The sequence below is a fragment of the Hymenobacter frigidus genome (assembly GCF_014640435.1).
Classification (GTDB): domain Bacteria; phylum Bacteroidota; class Bacteroidia; order Cytophagales; family Hymenobacteraceae; genus Hymenobacter; species Hymenobacter frigidus.
Genome location: NZ_BMGY01000003.1, coordinates 131,951 through 153,155, shown reverse-complemented (window position 1 = coordinate 153,155; position 21,205 = coordinate 131,951). Strand labels below are relative to the sequence as shown.

The window sequence follows — 21,205 nt, the reverse complement described above, 5'->3', positions numbered from 1 at the left end:
GTGTTTTTGATAAGTCCGGTAGTGGTGAGCGCCGTATCCGTTGGCTAAATCCGCTTTTGAGTTTACCACCCGTTTCCCCCCTTCCTCCTTTTCCGGCATTTTATTCCCCCAACATCTCCATATGTTTAAAAAAGTTTTACCCTCGGTGCTGACTCTAGCCCTGGCCCTGATGGGTTTAGGAGCTAGCGCTCAAAATGTAGCCAGTGAGCGCGGCCGTAATTGGTGCGGGGCCGTAGCCGAGCAGGAGCGCTACTTTGCCGAGCACCCGGGTGCCAGAGAAGCGCAGCAGGCACTCTACCAAAAACTGGCTACCATGAGCCTGCAGCAGCGCGGCATGGCTGCCACGCCCGATGTGACTATCCCAGTGGTAGTCCACGTCATTCATTCTGGCGGCGCTAATAACATTAGTGACCAACAGATTGCCAGCGCTATTAACCAACTTAACATTGACTATCAGAAACAGAACGCCGACACGGCTAATACGGTAGCGCCGTTCCGCCCAATTGCGGCCTCGCTGGGCTTCCAGTTCAGGCTGGCCAAAGTGGACCCCAATGGCAGCTGCACCACGGGCATTACCCGTCACTACGCCCCCAACCTCGTTAATGACAACCAGAGTGGCTCGGTGCAGGCCGTATCCATTTGGGACCGTGACCGCTACCTCAATATTTGGGTGGTCGGCAGCATCGGAACCCCGTCGGCGGGGGGCATTGTGCTGGGCTATTCCAACCTGCCGCAGAACTCGACGCCCCAGCGCGATGGCTTCGTGGTGCGCGGCGACTGGTTCGGGAACCAGGGCACCAGCAACCCCAGCCGCGCCTTGAGCCGCACGGCCACTCACGAAATCGGCCACTATTTCGGTTTGTCGCACCCCTGGGGCCAAACCAACAATCCTGGCACCGGCAACTGCAGCGGCACGGACTTCGTGGCCGACACGCCGCCGACCGATGGCACTTTTAACTGCGACCTGAGCTACTCGCCCTGCGCCACCCTGGCCAACGTGCAGAATTTTATGGATTACGCGTCCTGCCCCACCATGTTTACCCAAGGGCAGAAAGCCCTGATGCGCAACGTGCTCAACACCATCCGCACGGGGCTCACCACCCCGGCGAACCTGGTTTCTACCGGTACCACCGATGGTTTTGTGGCTCCCAACTGTGCTCCTATCGCGGCTTTTGCCGCCATCACGGGAACCAGCGTTTGCATCAATACCCCCGTCACGCTGCGCGACTACTCCTACAACACCACCGCGACTAGTAGTACCATCACGTATGGCTGGTCGTTTCCCGGCGGCACGCCCGCTACTGCCACCGGACCTACTGTCACGGTGAGCTATGCCACGGCCGGCATTTACCCGGTGACCGAAACGGTGTCCAACGGTGTGGGCAGCAGCACGTCAACCCGCACGGATTACATCCGCGTGGAGGGCCCCACCGGGGGCGAGACGGCTCCCTACGCTGAGTCATTCGAGGACAGTAACTTCCCCAATACTTTTGCGGCCCCTTCCTTGCGCAACTACGAAACGGCTGGTGTCACCAGTACGGGCTTGGCTTCCAGCTCGTTTGCCTGGCGCCGACAGACGGCTTTTTCGGCGGCCACTGGCAGTGCGTATTTAGTAGTGAGCAACCGCAGCTACCCCGCTGGCACCATCACGACGTTGGTTTCGCCCAACATCAACTTAGCTTCGGCTTCGGCGGGCACAGTGCTGACGTTTGCCCGCGCTTACGCCCTTCGCACGGCCGGCGCCAACGACCAGCTGCGCATTTCGTTCAGCAGTGATTGCGGCACTACCTGGTCGCTCCCCACAGTATATTACCCGGCGTCCCTTTCCACCCAGGGCCTGACGCCGATTGACGGCTACACGCCCGCATCCAGCAGCGAGTGGCAGGACCTTACCGTGCCGATTCCAAGCCAGTACCAGGGCAGCGGCCTGTTTAAGTTGCGCCTGCAAATAGTGAACGGTTCGCCCCAGGGCAACAACTTCTACCTGGACAACCTGCGCATCAGCAGCCCGCTGGCCACCAAGGCCGATGCGTTGAGCAGCCGGGGCATAAGCGTGTACCCCAACCCGATGACCAACGCCACGGCCGTGCACGTGAACCTGACGGCCAGCACCAAAATCCAGCTGCGCCTGACCGACTTGCTCGGCCGCGATGTGCTCACGCTGCCAGCCAAGACCTACGGGGCCGGCCAGCAAACCCTGCCTCTGCTGGCCGCTGGCCGCACGCTGCCAGCCGGCATTTATGTGGTGCGTATCTCGCTCGACGGCGAAACGTACAGCAGCAAGCTGACGGTGGAATAAGCTACGGCCTTTTCACCAGCAAGCTTTCTCACGGTTCGAGAGCCCCAGCGTACCGTTGGGGCTTTTTTGTAGCCTTTCGGCTGGCCTGTTAGCGGCCGTACCTTTGTGCCAAGGCTACCGGGGTTTATTCGGTTGGGCCGGCCGCTTACCATTTACCCAAACTACACCGTGCGCAAGCAAAAACCCGTCTCCAACTCCTTCGTCATCATGACCGAGCTGGTGCTGCCCAACGACACCAACACCCTCAATAACCTGATGGGGGGCCGCATGATGCACCTGATGGACATCGCCGCCGCCATCTCCGCCCAAAAGCACTCCAACCGCATTGTGGTCACCGCTTCGGTCGATAACGTGTCGTTCCGCGACAGCATTCGGCTGGGCAACGTGGTCACACTGCAGGCCCAGGTGACGCGGTCGTTCAGTTCCAGCATGGAAGTGCACATCGATGTGTGGGCCGAGGATATTCCCAGTGGCACGAAGCTGAAAACCAACGAAGCCTTTTTCACCTTCGTAGCCGTCGACCAAGCCGGACGGCCCATCGATGTACCCGAAGCTCTGCCCGAAACCGATGAGGAAATCAAGCTCTACGACGGAGCCTTGCGCCGCCGTCAGCTCCGCCTGGTGCTGGCCGGCCGAATGAAGCCCGCCGAGGCCCAGGAGCTGAAAGCGTTGTTTGCACTGGATTAGTCCGGACGCTTATTTTAGGTACCGGTAAGCCATTAGTATCTTGGTAGCTTCAGGTACCGCGTTTCGATTCCACAATCAAGCTTTCTCCGTCATGACTGCTAAAAAGCTGGCTTTTCTCGAAAATTTCTACACCGACGTGACGCTCTACATACCGGCCGAGCCGGCTGCTGCGGGCGTTGTCAGCGCAGTTGCGGAGCAAGTGCCCCTGGCAAAAGCTACCCCCGCCGAACCGGCACGTCCCACCCCACCACCGGCTGCAGCCCCCATCTTAGCCCCCATAGCTGTGGCCCCTTCCCGGCTATCGAGCCAACCGTCCATGGCCTTTAGCAAGCCTTCGGCGGGACTGGAGCGCCTGGTGGCGAAAGAGCTAGTGCCGGTGGCTAGTCCAGCGCCTGCGGTGGCGGCGATAGCACCCGTTGCTGCAGGCGCTGCTTTTCCCGCAACGCCCGCGGTACCGCCGGTGCTGCTCACGCCGTTCAGCGTGCTGGGTAACAACATGCAGGGCGTAGTGCTGCTGTTCCGGATGCCGCACGAACAATTCCTGCGGTTGCATCGCAACGTGTTTCTCAACAAGATGCTGCAGGCACTGGGCTACGTAATGGAAGACGTGCTGCTGGTGAACGTGGAAGCGGAACTGCCGGTAGCCTTGGCTAACCTGCGCAAAGAACTGGCAGCGGCTGATATCATCGCCTTCGGCAAAAACCTGCTGGATGTCACCATCCGCAATACCCAGATTTATGAGCCAGTCCAGTTTCCCGGCTTGGGTCTCTCCTACCTGGCCTCCGCCACCGTTGATTTGGTGGAGTATGATGTCAGCCTGAAAAAACGCCTCTGGCCGGGCCTGCAACGCATGTTTGGCAAAGCCTGAAACGGTGCAACGCGCTGCCGAACGGCAAACAACGCAAAAGGCGCGGCTTAGTTAAGCCGCGCCTTTTGCGTTTGAAATCGGTAATCGCTGCTACTTGAGCACTTCGGCCAGCTTGGCCGCCAACGCCTCGCCACGCAGGTTTTTGGCGATGATTTTTCCCTGCGGGTCCAACAGGAAAGACTGCGGAATGGATTTCACCCCGTAAGCGGCTCCGGCCACGCTGTTCCAGCCCGCCAGGTCCGATACGTGGGACCAGATGAGGCCATCGGCGGCAATGGCTTTTTCCCATTTGCCCTTGTCCTGGTCCAGCGACACGGAGTAGATGGTGAAGCCCTTTCCCTTGTCCTTGAACTGGTTGTAAGCACGCACCACGTTGGGGTTCTCCTGGCGGCAGGGGCCGCACCAACTGGCCCAGAAATCAATGAGTACGTATTTGCCGCGCAGGCTGCTTAGGGCCAATTTCTTGCCCTCCGGCGTCAGCAGGTTGATATCCGGAGCCATGGCGCCCTGCACGGTGGCGCGCATGGGCTCCAGGCGGGCCGTCAGCTCCTTCACGAAGGGCGAGTTGGGATTGGCCTTGCGCTGCACGGTGTTCACCGAATCAACAAACTGAAATTGCTCCTCAGGATTCATGAACGCCCCAACCGCGAAGCCACTCGCCAAGGCGGTAGAATTGCGCCGAATCAGCGACTTCATAGTTGCCGTGTTGCGGCCTTGGATGGTGTAGTATTCTTGTTCGATAGCCTTCATTTCCTCGGTTTTGCCCGCCTGCCCGGCCGCGTTGTAGCGCTTGCCCACGCTTTCGAGCTGGCCCTTGCTGCCTTCCATCACCTGCGAAAGCTGACGCAGCACTTCGGCGTCTTTGCTGCCCTTCACGGTGTAGGTGGCAGGCAGGCTTTTGGCGTCGCCGCCAACTTGCACCCGGGTTTTGTTGTCGAGCAGCAAAAGCACCTGGTTGGCCTCGTCCAGCTTCAACTGGTAGATGCCGGGCGTGGCGGACGTGCCCTTGAGCGTAAAGTTGCCACTAGCATCGGTCTTAGTCTGGCCTTTTTCCACAAACTGGTTGGCGGTGAGCTCCGACAGGTGGACGACCGTGCCGGCCGGGGCGTTTTTCAGCTGGCCCGAAACTTCATAGCCATCGGCCGCAACCGCGTTCTGGCAGGCATTGGCCATGCCGAGCACCGTGGCGGCCAGGAAAACAGATTTTATCATGGTGATGGGTTGTGGCATAAGCTTGAGCCTGTGCGTAAAAAGGCCTAACGCGGGCCGGAGAAATTATTGTTCCAAAAATGACCTGTCCAGCTGAGCGACCTCCAATTCGACATCGCTCAGCACGACGTACTGCTCACCTAGCCGTCCAGGCCGGCGCGCAATAACTGGTTGGCCAGCTTGGGGTCGGCTTTGCCGCCGGTCAGCTTCATAAGCTCGCCCATAAACATGCCGGTGAGCGACTTCTTGCCGGCGCGGTACTCGGCTACTTTGGCCGGGTTGGCGTCTAGTACCTGCTGCACCAGGCCGGCCAGTTCACCGTTATCGGCCTGGGTGAGCAGGCCCAGGCTCTCGGCCGCGCCGGTGGCATTGGCCGTGGGGTGCTCCAGCAGGTGCGGAAACAGCTGCTTGCTGGCTACTGAGTAGTTCAGCTTGCCCGCGTCAATCAGCTCGATAATACCGGCCACCTGGGCGGCGTCGAGCGGGAAGTCGGCCATGGTGAGGGCGCGCTCGTTGAGGTAGGACTTCACGGGGCCCATCACCCAGTTGGCGGCGGCTTTGGCATTGGGCGTGAGACGGGCCAGGTCATCAAAAAACAGGGCTACTTCCTTCTGGTCGACCAGCACGGACGCGTCGTAATCGCTCAGGCCCAGCTCGCCGGTAAAGCGCGAGTAGAGCTGCTGCGGCAGGGCCGGCAGCTCGGCGGCCACGCGGTGCAGCCATTCGTCGGAGATGATGAGCGGGGGCAAGTCCGGCTCCGGGAAGTAGCGGTAGTCGTTGAGGGTTTCCTTGCTGCGCTGGCCGTTAGTAGTGCCGGTGGCCGCGTCGAAGCCGCGGGTTTCGCTGTCCAAGGCTTCGCCGGCTTCGATGATGGCAATCTGGCGCTCCACTTCGTAGGCAATGGCGCGCTGCACGTTGCGGAAGGAGTTCATATTTTTCACCTCCACCTTCACACCGAACTCCTTGGACCCGTGCAGCATCACCGAAATGTTGGCGTCGCAGCGCAGCGAGCCTTCCTCCATGTTGCCATCGCAGATGCCGAGGTATTCCACCAGCTTCTTGATTTCGGTGAGGTAGGCGTAAGCTTCTTCGCCGGTCCGAATATCAGGCTCGCTCACAATCTCAATCAGCGGCACCCCGGCGCGGTTCAGGTCCACCAGGGTTTCGGTTTCGCCGGCCAGGTGCATCGATTTGCCCGCGTCTTCCTCCATGTGAATGCGCGTGACCCCGATGCGCTTGGTGGTGCCATCGGGCAGGCGCACGTCGAGGTGGCCGTCGTGGCAAATCGGCGTCTTATCCTGGGTAATCTGGTAGCCCTTGGGCAGGTCGGGGTAAAAGTAGTTTTTGCGCGCAAACAGGTTGTCGCGCCGAATCTGGCAATTGGTGGCCAGGCCCATTTTCATGGCAAACTCCACGGCCGTGCGGTTCACCTTGGGCAAAGTGCCGGGGTGGCCGAGGGTAATGACCGACAGATTGGTATTAGGGGCCACGCCATACTCATTCTCGTCGGCCGAGTACATCTTGCTGTGCGTGAGCAGCTGGGCGTGAACTTCCAAGCCGATTACGGGCTGGTATTTGGCAAGGGTAGCTTCGTCCATCTTACTAAAAAGCGGGGGTGGTACTGGATTATTTGGCCTTAAAGGTAACGCCGCACCGCCCGGCATCTCCATCGGTCGTCCGCGCCGCGCCGGACCATATCCCCGAGGAACAGGTAGCGGCAAGTGACTCCTGGGCGTCATTCAAGCCACGCAAGGTCCGGCGTGGCGCTCGGTCTGACAACTGATGCGCCTGGTTGGCCCGCAGCCCTACTGCACTGGGCGATGCAGCTGCTGCATGGCCATCATCTGCTCCAGGTTTTTGCTCATGCCTTCGTTCGAGCCATCGAGGAAGATGACGTTGCCCTTGCCTTGCTCGGCGAAATGCTTGATGGCTTCGGTCCACATCGAGAAGTACACCAGCGAGGCGTCGAGGTGGTTATCGGCCAGTTCCTGCACGGCGGCGGCCATGCCTTTGGTTACTTCGGTGCGGAACAGGGCCACGCCCTGGCCCCGCAGCTGGGCCGCGATTTTCTCGGCTTCGGCCGCGATTTTGATGGCGTTGCCTTCGGCCTCGGCCGCTTTGGTTTTGGTGATGAGCAGGGCCTGGCCTTCGTTTTCGGCGGCGGCTTTTAGGTTATTCGAGGCCACCACCTTGGCCATCGAGCGCATGATTTCCTCGTCGAAGGCGATGTCGTTGAGCTGCAAGTCAATCAGGTGGTAGCCCCAGCCTTCGAGCGTAGAGTCGAGCTGGTCTTTTACGTGGAGCACAATTTCGCCGCGCAGACTGAGCACGGCGGCCTGTCGCTGTGTGGCCACAAACGCCCGAATGCTACCTTCCACGGTGCGCACCAGTGCCTGCATCAGGCTCGTCTCGTCCACAAACTTGAAGGCCACGTTCTTGATGGCTTCCTCGCTCTGGTCGAAGGCCGCGTACACCAGCATGGCCTTGAAATTAACGTTGGCCTGGTCGATGGTGATGGCCTGAAAATTCAGCTCCAACGAGCGATTCTGAATGGAAATCCGCTTGTAAACCGCTTCGATAAACGGGATTTTAAAATTCAGCCCCGGTCCCATGATGCGCCGGTATTTACCAAAAATCGTGACGACCGCCACCGTGCCCTGCGGCACAATAACGTAGCTGAGAAACAGAGTGAGCACGACGAGGCCGAGCAGAACTAAGGCGAAGGTGGACATGGGAGTGTGAAAATAAAGTACTTGGTGGAAGCTCGTAATGCATCCTGCCGATAGGCTAACTGGTAGGTACTATTGGATTCGAAAGGTAACGGGAACCGTGTAGGAAACAACCACAGGCACTCCATCCCGATAGCCTGGTATGAAAGGCTTGAGTTGGCGCACAGCACTCATTGCCGATTCCTGGAGGGCTTTATAGGCCATCAACTGTTTTTTAGGCACCTCGTTCTTGGCAGGTTCCATCGCCATCACATTTTGCACACGTCCGTTAGCATCCACCACAAACTGCACCTTAATAACGCCTGACAACTGGTTCCGCAGGACTATTGAGGGGTAGCGCACATTCTGCGCGATAGCCTGCGCAGCGGCGGCACTATTGCCCGCTCCATCCGGATAAACCGGCATTTGCTCATAAGCGAAGTAGGCAATGGGCTGCCCGTCGGGCCCGAAGCACGTCCCCTTGACTAACTCACCCGCGGTGGAGTACTGGTCGCGCCGCTTCAGCGTGCCATTGGGGTAATATGTGGTAAAATCGCCCACGCATTTGCCCACCTCATAGGTAGCTTGAGAATGAAGTTGGCCACTTTCGTAGTATTCGCTGCTGCTGCCTTGGCGAATAAACTTCCGCACATTAGCAAAAGAGGTGGAGGCCTTAGGATTGCCTGAGGGTAGGTAGTAGACTTGTTCCCAAATAGTATTTTTGGGGATGCTTGATGTAAATACGATTACGGATGACCGGCAAATGCGGGCGCTGACAGGGTTGGATTTAGTCACTTTTTGCGCCTTGGCCGAGCCGTTCACGGCGGGCTGCCAGGCCGAAGCGGATGCGTGCTTTTCGGTGGAGCAGCCGCGCCAACGCCGGTCCGGCGGGGGGCGCAAAGGCGTGCTGGCCAGCCCGGAACAGAAGTTATTATTCATCCTGTTTTACCTGAAAACCTACCCCACCTTCGACGTACTCGGGGCCACCTTTGGCCTGCCCCGCTCCAAAGCCTGCGAACACGCCCATCGCCTGGCCAAGGCCCTGGAGCGTTGCTTGCGCACGCTGGGCGTGCTGCCGGCGCGGGCCATCGACTCGCTGGCCCAAATGCAGGCCCTCTTTGCCGACGTGCCGGTGCTCTTGCTCGACGCCACCGAACGACCTTACCGCCGGGCGCACGCCGCGGTGGACCGGCCGGCTGACTACTCGGGCAAAAAAAAGGCCCACCCGTAAAAACACGCTCATCGCCGACCCCACCCGGTACATCCACTACCTGGGGCCGACCACCTGCGGGGCGACCCACGACTACCAGATGCTGAAAAACGAAGTGGACGTCAACCTGGGCCTATTGGACCTGTTCGCCTGGCTGGCCGATTTGGGGTACCTGGGCCTGGTCCGGGACTACGACGTGGCCCCTGAAAGCTTGCCCCACCGCAAGCCCCGGCGCAGCAAAAAGACACCGGCCACGGCCTTGACCGATACGCAACGCGCCGAGAACCACGCCCACGCCCGCCGCCGCGTGAAGGTGGAACACGCCATCAGCGGGGCCAAACGCCTGGGCTGCGTCACGCAAGTCTACCGCAACAAGTCCCTGGCCTTCAACGACCGGGTGATGGCCTTGGCTTGTGGTATCTGGAACTGGCATCTGACCAAAAAGAAAAAGACTATTTAGGAACAAGTCTAGTAGCTCCGAACCGTGCCACTCACACTGTCGCGCAACGTGGTTTCAATTCGCAGAACCGCGCCGACTTCAGACGGCAGCACTGTTCTATTCTCGTTGAGAAACTCCACTTTGCTGAGCAGCGTGCCGGGTGAGGCAATATGCTGCGCCTGCAACTGTCTGCCAGCAAATAGCAGGCCCAGTAACAAGCATGTTCGGAAAAGCAACATAAAAACGAAGGGATTATAACGCTCTCAGCTACTGAGTAGTCATTGTCTGAGAGCAGCAGAAAAAGAGTGGAGTAAAACAAAAGAAATACTGCCGACAACCCAAAATATCGAGCTATCGGCAGCGCTATTTCCTTACGCTAATTTTAAGCCGATGCGTTGCCCACTAACCCCTCCGCCTTGGCAATGGCCCCTGCCAGCCCGGCCACGTTCTTGCCGCCGGCCGTGGCGAAGAAAGGCTGCCCGCCGCCGCCACCCTGGATTTCCTTGGCCAGCTCGCGCACCAGTGTGGTGGCGTTGAGCTTGCCGGCTTTGACGATTTCATCATCGAGCATCACAGCCAGTTGGGGTTTGCCGTCGACTTCAGCCCCCAGCACCAACACCAGGTTGGGCACGGCCTGACGCAGGTGGAAAGCCAGGGTTTTGAGGGCATCGGCGCTGCCAGCCTGCACCACGGCAGCCAGGAAATTCACGCCGTTCAGGTCTTTCACCCGGCCTACCAGTTGGTCCTTTTGTTGGTTAATGCTCTGTTGCTCGAACTGCTCAAGCTGCTTGCGGAGCGTGGCAATTTCTTCGGTTTGCTTCTCAATGCTGGTAATCAGGTGCTGCGGGTTGCCCAGCGTTTCGCGCACCTGCGCCAGCAACTCAAGCTGCTGGTCTACGTATGCTTCGGCCCCGACACCGGTCACGGCTTCAATGCGGCGCACGCCGGCCCCCACGGCGCTTTCGGCCGTGATTTTGAGGTAGCCGATGGTGCCCGTATTGGGCACGTGTAAGCCGCCGCACAGCTCCACCGAATAGTCGCGGTCAAAGGTGATGACGCGCACAAACTCGCCGTATTTCTCGCCGAAGAGCGCCATCGCCCCCAAGCTTTTGGCTTCGGCAATGGGCACGTTGCGGCGCTCATCGAGCGGGATTTGCTGGCGAATGCGGCCGTTCACCATCTGCTCAATTTCACGCAGCTGGCCATCGGTCACTTTGGTAAAATGCGAGAAGTCGAAGCGCAGCAGCTTCTCGTTCACCAACGACCCTTTCTGCTGCACGTGCTGTCCGAGTACCTCGCGCAGGGCGGCTTGCAGCAGGTGCGTAGCCGAGTGGTTCTGGCGAATCTGAGTGCGCCGGGCCGCATCGGGCCGGGCGATGAATTCGCCGGTCAGGTCCGTCGGCAACTCCAGCACGGTGTGCACAATGAGGTCGTTTTCCTTCTTGGTATCAATCACCCGCAGCGAGGAAAAATCACCTTCCAGGAAACCGGTATCACCGATTTGCCCACCGCTTTCGGCGTAAAAAGCCGTTTGGTCGAGCACCAGCTGATACTCGGTTTTGCCTTTGGCCGTGGTCTTGCGGTAGCGCAGTATGCGGGCGGGGGCAAAATCCAAATCATAACCCACGAAAGCGGGCTGCTCAGCCGATTCGACCACCACGGTCCAGTCCGACTGCTCGGTTTCCTGAGCGTTGCGGCTGCGGTTCTTCTGCTGCGCCAGCTCCTTCTGGAAGCCTTCCTCATCCACAGTCAGGCCTTTTTCGCGGGCAATAAGAGCCGTGAGGTCGAGCGGAAAACCGAACGTATCGCTCAGCTCAAATGCCGTTTTGGCGTCGATGCGGTTGCCGTTGGCGCGGGCCGTTTCTTCCAGGGCATCCAGCCGGCGCAGGCCGGTTTCCAGCGTTTTCAGGAAGGCAATTTCTTCTTCCTCAATCACGCGCTGCACGAAGGCCGTCTGGGCTTTCAGCTCGGGGAAAATGTTGCGCATCTGGTCGGCCAGCACCGGCACCAGCTTAAAGAGGAAGGGTTGCTTCTGACTCAGCGACGAAAACGCGTAGCGCACGGCCCGCCGCAAAATGCGCCGGATTACGTAGCCGGCCTTCACGTTACTCGGCAGCTGGCCGTCGGCAATGGTGAAGGCGATGGTCCGGATGTGGTCGGCGATAACCCGGATGGCGATGTCGGTTTTCTCGTTTTCGGTGGTGGGCTGGTCGGTTACCTTGGCCGGGGCGGTGCCGTGGTACTCCACGCCTACTTCTTTGCTGATGAACTGGATGAGGGGCTGGAAAACGTCGGTGTCGTAGTTCGATTTCACGCCCGACACGGCCATCATCAAGCGCTCGAAGCCCATGCCGGTGTCCACGCTCTGCTCGGGCAGCTTCACCAGGGACTTATCGGCCAGGCGCTGAAATTCCATGAACACGTTGTTCCAAACCTCCACCACCTGCGGGTGGTCGGCGTTCACCAAGTCGCGGCCGGACGTGGCGGCGCGCTCTTCATCGGAGCGCAGGTCGATGTGAATTTCGGTGCACGGTCCGCAGGGGCCGGTGTCGCCCATCTCCCAGAAGTTGTCCTTCTTATTACCGGGCAAAATCCGGTCGTCGGTGGTGTATTGGCGCCAGAGGTTTTGGGTTTCGGTGTCGGGGCCGGTTTTATCGTCGGCATCGCCTTCGAAATACGTCACGTAAAGCCGGTCTTTTTCCAGCTTATACACGTCCGTGAGCAGCTCCCAGGCCCAGTTGATGGCGTCTTTCTTGAAATAGTCACCAAACGACCAGTTGCCGAGCATTTCGAACATGGTGTGGTGGTAGGTGTCGTAGCCCACTTCCTCCAGGTCGTTGTGCTTGCCGCTCACGCGCAGGCACTTTTGGGTGTCGGCAATGCGCTTGTAGGGCGCGGGCTTGTTGCCCAGGAAATAATCCTTGAACGGGGCCATACCGCTGTTGATGAACAGCAGCGTAGGGTCGTCCTTCACCACAATCGGGGCCGAGGGCACGATGTGGTGGCCTTTGCTGGCGAAGAAATCGAGGAATTGCTGGCGCACGTGCGCGGCGGTGGGGAGCGACATAGAAAGAGGGCAATGCGACCGAAACAGCGGCCAATGCGATTTTTTAGGTACTTTTCGGGGTAATTGCAAAGGTAGCCATATGCCCTATAAAGAGCGCAGCATCGAGAAACAGTACTTCACCATCGGCGAAGTAGCCGCCCAATTTAAGGTGGCCGAGTCGCTGGTCCGCTTCTGGGAAACCGAATTTGACGAGCTGCGCCCCCGCCGCAGCAAGAAAGGCAACCGCCTCTACACGCCCCAGGACATCGAAATATTCCGCACCATCTACCACCTGGTGAAGGAGCGCGGCTACACCATCCCCGGCGCGCGCGACATGCTCAAGCAAAAAGGCCCGCAGCTGAAGGAAAAGATTGACGTGGTGCAGAGCCTGGAGAAAGTGCGGGCGTTTTTGATGAGCCTGAAGAAGGAAGTGGAGGCCGCTGGCAAAGCTGACCCGGATTCGGCTGAATAATTTCCGATGCTCCCTTCTACCAACGACACCCTTTTCCACGAGCTGGCCCTCACGCTGCTGCCCGGCATCGGCCCGCAGCTCACACGGCAGCTGATGAGCTACGGCGGCTCGGCCAAAAACGTGCTGATGATGCCGCCCGGCAAGCTCCGCCGCATTCCCGGCGTGGGCGACGCCACCGTTAAAATCCTCACGGGCAAGGACCGCGAAGCGGCTTTTCGGAAAGCGGAAGCGGATTTAAAGAAGGCGGAAAAAGATGGGGTCGAAATCATCTTTTATACCAGCAAGCGCTTCCCCAGCCGCCTCAAGCTGATTCCTGACGCCCCCGCCATCCTCTACTACCAGGGCACGGCCGACCTGAACGCCCTCAAAACCGTGGCCCTCGTAGGCACCCGCCAGGCCACCGACTACGGCCGCGAGCAAACCGAGCGCATCATCAAAGGACTGCTGCCGCACCGGCCGCTGGTGGTGAGCGGCCTAGCCTACGGCATCGACATCATGGCCCACCGCGCCGCTCTGCAGGAGGGCCTGGACACGGTGGGCGTGATGGCCACCGGGCTCGACATCATTTACCCCGCCGTGCACCGAAAAACAGCCGAAAAAATGCGCGAGCAGGGCGGTCTGCTCACCGAATTCCCCTTCGGTACGCCGCCCGACCGCTACAACTTTCCGGCCCGCAACCGCATCATCGCGGGCCTTTCGGATGGTACCGTGGTGGTAGAGGCCGCCATTAAAGGCGGCGCGCTCATCACCGCCGAGCTAGCCCTGAGCTACGACCGCGACGTGCTGGCCGTGCCCGGCAACCTGGGCTCGGCCGCCTCCGCAGGCTGCAATGCGCTGATTAAAAATAACAAGGCCGCCCTGTATGCCGAACCGCTGGATTTGGAACAGCTGCTGAACTGGGACGCGGCCCTAGACCAGTCGGGCAAGTTCAAGCGCGTAACCACTCACTCAGCCGAGGATTTCACGCCCGACGAATTTGCGCTGATAACCGTGCTGGCGGCGGCCGGGGGCCGCGAAGAACAGATGGATGAGCTGGCCTGGAAAGCGCAATTGCCCATCTACACCGTGGCTTCGCTCCTGCTGGCGCTGGAGTTTCGGGGCGTGGTGCGGGCGTTGCCGGGCAAGAAGTTTGCGTTGGTGTGAGCCGATAGTTGGAATTAAATAGTAAACTCGTTCCTCAATAAAAAGTCGGATGTTTTCCAGGCCGTATTTGGAGCCGAAAACGGTGGCTGCTTAAAGAGCCAAGGAATACCGGCTTGGTCAAGCAAAAAAGACTGTTCAGTTGTCAAAATCTGCTAAAAATTTCAACCATTTCTTATTCATGAACAAGTCTGGCAAGTAGTGGGGCAGCAAGGGTTTAAGTGGGTAATTACCGAGTAAAATCCGACTACTAACTAATGACCACTGACTGCTGACTAACTTGAGCGTTCGATAGCGTTTACATCCTTTTCAATTTTTTCACCTGCTGACTTCATGAAAAAACTACTACTGTTGACCGCCGGGCTTGGCCTGGCGGCTGCCCCCACGCCCGGCCACCGGGCCGCCGCGCAAGTGGCCCTCGACCCCACTTTTGCCCCGAACGCCGTGTACGCGCCCGGCGGGGTGTTCAGCATCGTGGAGCAGCCCAACGGCCAGCGCGTAGTGAGCGGCATCTACGGGCGGGTCAACGGCACGGCAGCCACCTCGTTGAGCCGCTTTAGCCCCACTGGCATCCTGGACGCGGCCTTTCAGCAAAACGTGGGCGCGGCCAGCGGCGCGTTCCGGGTGCGGCTGCTCGCCAACGGTCAGCTGCTGCTCACTTCCTCGTTTGGGGCACTCACAGTGGGCGGCCTCACCCGCGAAACCCTGCTCCGGGTGAACCCCGACGGCACCGCCGATACCACTTTCAACCCCGGCACGGGGCCGGTATCCGGGAGCTTCACGGGGTTCGTCGACGACTTTCTGCCTTTGCCCAATGGGCAGCTCATCGCAGGGGGCTTGTTCGATGCCTTCAACGGCACCCCGGCCGGCGGGCTGGTGCGGCTCACGGCCACCGGGGCCGTGGACCCCACCTTTTCGGCCGGACTCGGGGTGGGCCAGAACGGCGACGTGGAAGCCATCGTGGCCCTGCCCAACGGCCAGCTGCTGGTCGGCGGAGACTTCGACACCTACAATGGCGTGGCCTGCAACGGCCTGGTCCGCGTGAACCCCAACGGCACCCTTGACCCCACTTTTACGGCCGGGCTCAGCCCAAACAGCGAAGTCACGAACCTTGTGGTGCAGCCCAACGGCAGCATTCTGGCGGCCGGCGATTTGGAAATAGCCGGCACCGTCGACGGCCGGGGCATCGTTCGGCTGCTGCCCACCGGCACCCTCGACCAGGGCTTCACCCCGCCCGCGGGCCTCACGGCCGGCACCGTGGCCGCGCGCTACGTGGGCGATGCCATGCAGCTACAACCCGACGGCAAAATCGTATTCCTGAGCCGCTCCGGGCCGGGCGTGAGCGGCTACGGCCGGGTGGCTCGCCTCAACCCCAACGGCACCCTCGACCCTACTTTTCAGGCGGGCCCGGGCCCGGATAGCAGGCCCCGCACGATTACTCTGCTGGCCAACGGCAACGTGCTGACGGGCGGCTCGTTTACCGACTTCAACGGCACCTACGACCGTTCACTGGTGGAACTGACGAGCGCCGGGGCCCTCAACCCGACTTTTCAGCCCGTGCTGCAAATCAACGGCTCGGTGGCCAGCGTGGTGCGGCAGCCCGATGGCAAGCTGCTGGCCGGCGGTAATTTTTCGGAAATCAACGGGCAGCCGGTGCGCCGCCTGGCCCGCTTCCTGGCCAGCGGCGCGCCCGATGCCTCGTTTGCGGCCGGCAACGCCCTGGCCGCGTCCGTGGTGGCCCTGGCCCTGCAACCCGACGGCCGGGTACTGATGGCCACGACGTTCGGTGTGCAGCGCCTGCTGACCACCGGGGGGGCCGACAACTCCTTTACTACATTTAATATCTTTTCCCCGACCAGCCTCGTGCTCCAGCCCGACGGCCGGGTGCTGGTGGCCGGCAACCAGCCCCTGAGCAACGGCGCGCCCCTGATTCGCCTGCTGCCCGATGGCTCCCCCGATGCCTCGTTTGCCCCGGCCACCAGCAGCGGCGGCGCACGCTTGCGGCGCGTGGCGGCCCTGGCCCTGCAGCCCGACGGCCGGGTGCTGGCCGCCGGCACCGTCCAGCCAGGCGGCGGCCAAGCCGATGTTGCCACCGTGCAGCGCCTAAGCGCCACCGGTGCCGTCGACCCCAGCTTCGTGGGGCTGGCGTTCGACAACATTACGTTCAGCCCCTTCTCCGCCGTGGCGCTGCAACCCGACGGCAAGCTGCTGGTGGCTGGTAACTTCGGCGGCTACGGTGGCACCCCGCGCCCCAACCTGCTGCGCCTAAACCCCAACGGCGCGCTCGATGCCGGCTTCGTGCCCCCCACCATCACCGGCTTCGTGAGCACCGTGCTCGTGCAGCCCAACAGCCGGGTGTTGCTGGGGGGCTCGTTCACGGGTGCCGGGCTGCCGGCCAACCTGGCACGGCTGCTGGCCACCGGCCCGGCCGATGCCTCGTTCGGGCCCACCGCGGTGCCCAACGGCTCCGTACGCGCCCTGCTCGTGCAACCGAACGGGGCCATTGTGGTCGGCGGCTCGTTCAGCACGCTCGGCGGGCTGTCGGCCCAGGCCCTGGCCCGTATCACGGCCCCCAACGTACTGGCCATGCGGGCCCCCGGTGCCGTGGCCGCCCGCACCGAAGTCTGGCCCGTGCCCGCCCGCACCAACCTCACGGTAGCCCCCGATGCCAGCGCCCGCCCCCAAGCCCTCGACCTGCTCGACCTGCTGGGCCGCACCGTGCGCCACCAAGCACTAACAAGCGCAGCCCCGGTCACCCTGCCGGTAGCCGACCTGCCCGCAGGCACCTACCTGCTGCGGGTGAGCTACGCCGAAGGATTTGTGGCGCGTCGCATCCAGGTGCAATAGAACAAACTAAGTGGGTAGTCAGACATGAAAAGTTTGGACATCAGATTATTGGCTGAAATCTGACTACTGACCACTTGTGTCTGACTACTTCCACTGTTGAAAAAAGGACGAGCCGCTGGTTCGTCCTTTTTTTATGCGCCGGTCCTACCCCCGGCTTACCTTGCGCCCCATGCTGCTTTTCAACGACAACCTGCTGCCAACCGTTGCCCTGCCCCTGCCTAACCGCGGCTTAGCCTTCGGCGATGGCTTCTTTGAAACCCTGATTTTCACCGCCGGCCGCCTGCGCCTCGCCCCCGACCACCTGGCCCGGATGCAGCAGGCCGCCACCGCCCTCTACCTCACGCTGCCCGCGGCCCTGGCCACCGCCGAAGCCTTGGAAACTACCCTGGCCCGCCTCGCGCAAGCCAACGCCCTACCCGCCGCCCGCCTGCGCCTGCAACTCTGGCGCGCCGGCGGCGGCCGCTACGCGCCCCCCACTGATGCCGCCGACTGGCTGGCCACCGCCGAGCCTTTTGTAGCCGATGAATCCCCCATTGCAACGGCTGATTTCGCCCTGGAAACCCATTCCATTTACTCGCCGCTCAGCTTCTGCAAGGGCCCGCAGGCGTGGCTCTACGTGCGGGCGGCGCACGAACGGCAGCGGCGCGGCCTTGATGAAATTATCCTCTGCAACGCGGCCGGGCACGTAGCGGAGGCCGGCGCGGCCGCAATTTTCTGGATGAAAAATGACGCGCTGTTCACTCCAGCGCTCGAAAGCGGCTGCGTGGCAGGCGTGCGCCGGGCCCAGGTGCTGCGGGTGGCGCAAGCGGCGGGCGCGGAGTGCCGCGAGGGCTTATTTTTAAAAGAACAGCTGTTGGATGCTGATGCAGCTTTTGTCTCCAATGCAGCGGCAATTCGCCAGATTACTCAACTCGGACAATCCCACTTTTCTCAGACCGAAATCCCCGATTTTTTAGCGCGAGGTTTCGCGAAGTAAAAAGGCAGGTCCCGCGAAGTAGGGCGATTGCACCAAACGCACACTTAGCTCTTTTGACTGTTGGGCTAAAAAATCGGTGCTTCAATTCCAGCATCTGAGGGCATTTTTTAATCAAAACATTTTTGTGGCACCCATTTCGTGTCAACCAATCAGAAACAGATACAAGGCATTGAAAAACAGTATTATGCAAGCTATATAAAAGACTAACTACGCATTTGATGCAATGACCCTACCGCGAAGCTTTAACCTCGCGGAACTCACTTTTTTACTTCGCGAAACCTGACGCTAAACGGCAACCGGCGCTTTTATTGCCGGCCACGGCTCGTAATTCTCCAACTGAAAATCCTCGTACTTAAACCCGAAAATATCCGTCACTTCGGGATTAATGCGCATCTGGGGCAACGCGTGGGGCTCACGGGTGAGCTGGAGCTCGGCTTGCTCCAGGTGGTTGCTGTAGAGGTGGGTGTCGCCGCCAGTCCAGATAAATTCGCCGGGTTGCAGGCCCGTTACCTGGGCCACCATGAGGGTGAGCAGCGCGTAGCTGGCCACGTTGAACGGCACGCCCAAAAACACGTCGGCCGAGCGTTGGTAGAGCTGGCAGGAGAGCTTGCCATCGGCCACGTAGAACTGGAACAGCGCGTGGCAGGGCTGCAGCTTCATCTCGGGCAGTTCGGCCACGTTCCAGGCCGAAACCAGGATGCGGCGCGAGTCGGGCTGGGTCTTGAGTTGCTGAATAATCTGGCTGATTTGGTCGATGTGGCCGCCGTGGCCGTCGGGCCAGGAGCGCCACTGGTGGCCGTACACCGGGCCGAGGTCGCCGTTGGCATCGGCCCACTCGTCCCAGATTTTCACGCCGTGCTCCCGGAGGTAGGCAATGTTGGTATCGCCCTGCAAAAACCACAGCAGCTCGTGGATGATGCTCTTCAAATGCACCTTCTTGGTGGTCACGAGCGGGAAGCCTTCGGCTAGATTAAACCGCATTTGCGGGCCGAAAATGGACACGGTGCCCGTACCGGTACGGTCGGTTTTCACGGTGCCGGTGCTAAGAATTAGGCGAAGGAGGTCTTGGTATTGGCGCATAAGATGCCAAAGGTAAAACGCCGCGCCGTGACAGCCCCCGGCGCCCCTGTCGCCTACTGGCGCTTACTAATCTTATTCATCGAAATGCTGCGCTGGCTGGTGCTCCGGAACGTATCCATGCCCGCTTCGCGCAGGGCCTGGTGCTTGGTGCTGCGCCCCGCCATGCGCTGCCGCCACATCCGAAACGAGGACGCTTTCATCTCCCGCCGCATCAGGGCGATGACGTCCTTTTCGGCCAGACCAAACTGCAGCTCGATGGCCTCGAAGGGCGTGCGGTCTTCCCAGCCCATTTCGATAATGCGGTCGATATCAGCTTCAGAAAGGTGGTCGAAATTGATGGGTGCGTTTTTCATGCGGTGGAAATGTAGCGCGGATTTTTAGTCCGCGCCGGATGCAGTTGCTCAATTTTATCAAACGCCCGCAAGGGCCGAAAGTTCACGGCCTAAAAGGCCACGCTATTCACTCTCATTCCAGGCATCGAGCTGCGTCAGAAAGGCCTCCGCGTGCGCCAAATGAGCATCGCGCTTGGCTTCACTCATTTTATCGAAGGTGTGAACCAGCATGCCCAGACGCGGATTGCGGGTAAAAAAGTCGCGGTTGACATGCATGAAGCGCCAAAACAGACCATCCCAGGTGGCCTGCCAGTCGCCTTTGGGCCAGTCGCCCATTTTCAGCAGGTAGTTGCTGCCGCTGATGTAGGGCTTGGTGGTCATCAGGCCGCCATCGGCGAATTGGGTCATGCCGTACACGTTGGGCACCATCACCCAATCGTAGGCATCAATGTACATTTCCATGAACCAACGGTGTACTTCGTCGGGGTCGAACTCACAGAGCAGCATGAAGTTGCCCATCACCATGAGCCGCTCAATGTGGTGGTTGTAGGCCCCGGCCAAGGCTTTCTTTATCACGATATCGACCGGGCCGATGCCGGTAGTACCCGTCCAGAACGCCTTGGGAATCTTGCGCTCGAAGCCCCAGAAATTGCGGGTGCGCTGCTGCCGCCCCTCCCGCTCGTACACGATGCGGATGAATTCGCGCCAGCCCACAATTTGCCGCAAAAAGCCTTCCAGCGAGTTCAAAGGCACCTCGTGGCGGGCAGCGTGCGCGAGCGTGGCATCCAGTATTTGCTGCGGATTAAGCAGCCCGATGTTGAGCATCGGCGTGAGCAGCGCGTGGTAAAGCACCGGCTCGCGAGCCACCTGCGCGTCTTCGTACACGCCAAACTTGGCCAGTCGCTGCTGCAAAAAATCGGTCAGCCAGGCCTCGGCGGCCTCGTGCGTGGTGGGGTAGCGGAAATCACGGGCTCGGCCGTAATTGTCGGCAAAGTGGGTTTCGACGTAGGCGATGGCTTCCGCCACCTCGGCCGGGGGCGTGGGCCAGGTGAGCGCCGGCACGGTTTCACCCTTGGGAAATTTCGCGCGGTTCTCGGTGTCAAACGTCCATTTGCCGCCGGTGGGCTGGCCATCAGGCTCCAACAGCAACCGGCGCTGCTTGCGCTGGGCCACGTAGAAATCGGTCTGGAAATACTTCTTGCGGCCGTCAAAAAAGGCATTTGCCGCCCCCATCTCATTCAAAAAGTTGGGGTTGGGATGCACCGTGAGGGTAATTTCGGCCTTGGCCGCGGCGGCTTCGATGCGCCGCCGCAGCAAATCGTCCACCGGGTCGATGACGTGCAGGTTGCGCAAGCCATTGGCCCCGGCCTGCGCAATCCACTGGCGCACATCGGCGGTAGGCTGCCGGGCTTCCACGTACTCGCAGGCAAAACCCTGGCCCTCCAGCCGCCGCTTGTAGGCCCGCATACTGGCCCGGTGCAGCACCAGCTTCTGCTGATGAAAATGAAACTGGGTGAAGTATAGAGTCTCTTCCAGCAGCGCCACCGGCCGGCCGGCTTGCAGGGCCGGGTGCTCGCGGTAGAGCTGATGGGGAAACAACAGGAGGATTTCGGTAGTGGCGGACGACATAGCAAGCGCATTATTTGGCGATATTGCTACAATCGGCGGCGGGGAAGGTTCAGTGGAAACAGTCAGTTGCGAAAGACTTTAGAACTCGATACCTAACCTAAGATGCTGTACTCGTCACGAAGCAGCCTGCGAGAACGATGTAGAGATGCGACCCTTGGCTACGCCGACCTTCGGTTCGCGTCTTGTCGTTGAACGACTCTCAAGGGTCGCGTCTCTACACCCACCAGTCAATTTTCGCATTCCACTTCGCGATGAGTATGACT

18 protein-coding genes are annotated in these 21,205 nt (G+C 60.4%); 9 read left to right on the top strand and 9 right to left on the bottom strand.

The annotated features are described in order from the left end of the window. Positions 1–121 precede the first annotated feature (121 nt). From IEW17_RS02665 to IEW17_RS02655, 3 genes are all read left to right on the top strand, one after another. A complete protein-coding gene (locus IEW17_RS02665; protein WP_188560468.1) occupies positions 122–2,299 on the top strand; it encodes a M43 family zinc metalloprotease in 2,178 nt (725 codons plus the stop codon). Positions 2,300–2,467: 168 nt separating this feature from the next. Further along, positions 2,468–2,986, top strand: coding sequence for an acyl-CoA thioesterase (locus tag IEW17_RS02660; RefSeq protein WP_373286150.1), 519 nt, complete (start codon positions 2,468–2,470; stop codon positions 2,984–2,986). A gap of 91 nt (positions 2,987–3,077) precedes the next feature. Beyond that, positions 3,078–3,854, top strand: a complete 777-nt coding sequence (locus tag IEW17_RS02655) for a hypothetical protein (RefSeq protein ID WP_188560467.1) — start codon at positions 3,078–3,080, stop codon at positions 3,852–3,854. Between the two features lie 90 nt (positions 3,855–3,944). Here IEW17_RS02655 and IEW17_RS02650 read toward each other — a convergent pair whose 3' ends face one another. From IEW17_RS02650 to IEW17_RS02635, 4 genes are all read right to left on the bottom strand, one after another. After that, positions 3,945–5,066: a TlpA disulfide reductase family protein gene (locus IEW17_RS02650; RefSeq protein WP_188560466.1), complete on the bottom strand. Its 1,122-nt coding sequence runs from the start codon at positions 5,064–5,066 to the stop codon at positions 3,945–3,947. A 137-nt stretch (positions 5,067–5,203) separates the two neighbouring features. Beyond that, a complete protein-coding gene (gene gatB / locus IEW17_RS02645) occupies positions 5,204–6,661 on the bottom strand; it encodes an Asp-tRNA(Asn)/Glu-tRNA(Gln) amidotransferase subunit GatB (RefSeq protein WP_188560465.1) in 1,458 nt (485 codons plus the stop codon). Between the two features lie 207 nt (positions 6,662–6,868). Then, the gene (locus IEW17_RS02640; protein ID WP_188560464.1) at positions 6,869–7,795 is read right to left on the bottom strand and encodes an SPFH domain-containing protein; all 927 of its coding nucleotides are present in this window, start codon (positions 7,793–7,795) and stop codon (positions 6,869–6,871) included. 69 nt (positions 7,796–7,864) lie between these two features. Continuing rightward, complete coding sequence (locus IEW17_RS02635) at positions 7,865–8,422, bottom strand: energy transducer TonB (RefSeq protein WP_188560463.1); 558 nt, start codon at positions 8,420–8,422, stop codon at positions 7,865–7,867. Positions 8,423–8,576: 154 nt separating this feature from the next. On the opposite strand from IEW17_RS02635, the gene IEW17_RS02630 reads away from it, so the two are divergent. Together IEW17_RS02630 and IEW17_RS02625 are read left to right on the top strand one after the other, a co-directional pair. Next, a complete protein-coding gene (locus tag IEW17_RS02630; protein WP_229748777.1) occupies positions 8,577–9,002 on the top strand; it encodes a helix-turn-helix domain-containing protein in 426 nt (141 codons plus the stop codon). After that, positions 8,890–9,441: a transposase family protein gene (locus IEW17_RS02625; RefSeq protein WP_188560461.1), complete on the top strand. Its 552-nt coding sequence runs from the start codon at positions 8,890–8,892 to the stop codon at positions 9,439–9,441. The genes IEW17_RS02630 and IEW17_RS02625 overlap by 113 nt, the downstream gene beginning before the upstream one ends. Before the next feature lie 8 nt (positions 9,442–9,449). Here the strand turns inward: IEW17_RS02625 and IEW17_RS20790 are convergent, their stop codons facing one another. Both IEW17_RS20790 and alaS read right to left on the bottom strand, forming a co-directional pair. Then, positions 9,450–9,659, bottom strand: a complete 210-nt coding sequence (locus IEW17_RS20790; protein WP_229748770.1) for a hypothetical protein — start codon at positions 9,657–9,659, stop codon at positions 9,450–9,452. Positions 9,660–9,802: 143 nt separating this feature from the next. Next, positions 9,803–12,487 carry an alanine--tRNA ligase gene (gene alaS / locus IEW17_RS02620; protein WP_188560460.1) on the bottom strand — a complete coding sequence of 895 codons (2,685 nt, stop codon included), beginning with the start codon at positions 12,485–12,487 and terminating at the stop codon, positions 9,803–9,805. Positions 12,488–12,566: 79 nt separating this feature from the next. On the opposite strand from alaS, the gene IEW17_RS02615 reads away from it, so the two are divergent. The 4 genes from IEW17_RS02615 to IEW17_RS02600 all read left to right on the top strand — a co-directional run bounded on the left by IEW17_RS02615 (position 12,567) and on the right by IEW17_RS02600 (position 17,901). Then, the gene (locus tag IEW17_RS02615; protein WP_188560459.1) at positions 12,567–12,938 is read left to right on the top strand and encodes a MerR family transcriptional regulator; all 372 of its coding nucleotides are present in this window, start codon (positions 12,567–12,569) and stop codon (positions 12,936–12,938) included. 6 nt (positions 12,939–12,944) lie between these two features. After that, on the top strand, positions 12,945–14,081 hold the full coding sequence (gene dprA / locus IEW17_RS02610) for a DNA-processing protein DprA (RefSeq protein ID WP_188560458.1): 1,137 nt from the start codon (positions 12,945–12,947) through the stop codon (positions 14,079–14,081). Positions 14,082–14,411: 330 nt separating this feature from the next. Further along, positions 14,412–16,925: a T9SS type A sorting domain-containing protein gene (locus IEW17_RS02605; RefSeq protein WP_188560457.1), complete on the top strand. Its 2,514-nt coding sequence runs from the start codon at positions 14,412–14,414 to the stop codon at positions 16,923–16,925. Between the two features lie 169 nt (positions 16,926–17,094). Beyond that, a complete protein-coding gene (locus IEW17_RS02600; protein ID WP_229748769.1) occupies positions 17,095–17,901 on the top strand; it encodes an aminotransferase class IV in 807 nt (268 codons plus the stop codon). Positions 17,902–18,186: 285 nt separating this feature from the next. On the opposite strand, the gene IEW17_RS02595 is transcribed toward IEW17_RS02600, so the two are convergent. The 3 genes from IEW17_RS02595 to IEW17_RS02585 all read right to left on the bottom strand — a co-directional run bounded on the left by IEW17_RS02595 (position 18,187) and on the right by IEW17_RS02585 (position 20,942). Further along, positions 18,187–18,981 carry a thymidylate synthase gene (locus IEW17_RS02595; protein ID WP_188560455.1) on the bottom strand — a complete coding sequence of 265 codons (795 nt, stop codon included), beginning with the start codon at positions 18,979–18,981 and terminating at the stop codon, positions 18,187–18,189. A gap of 53 nt (positions 18,982–19,034) precedes the next feature. Next, a complete protein-coding gene (locus IEW17_RS02590; RefSeq protein WP_188560454.1) occupies positions 19,035–19,334 on the bottom strand; it encodes a TIGR03643 family protein in 300 nt (99 codons plus the stop codon). Between the two features lie 102 nt (positions 19,335–19,436). Beyond that, positions 19,437–20,942, bottom strand: a complete 1,506-nt coding sequence (locus tag IEW17_RS02585) for a cryptochrome/photolyase family protein (RefSeq protein WP_188560453.1) — start codon at positions 20,940–20,942, stop codon at positions 19,437–19,439. Between the last annotated feature and the right edge of the window lie 263 nt (positions 20,943–21,205).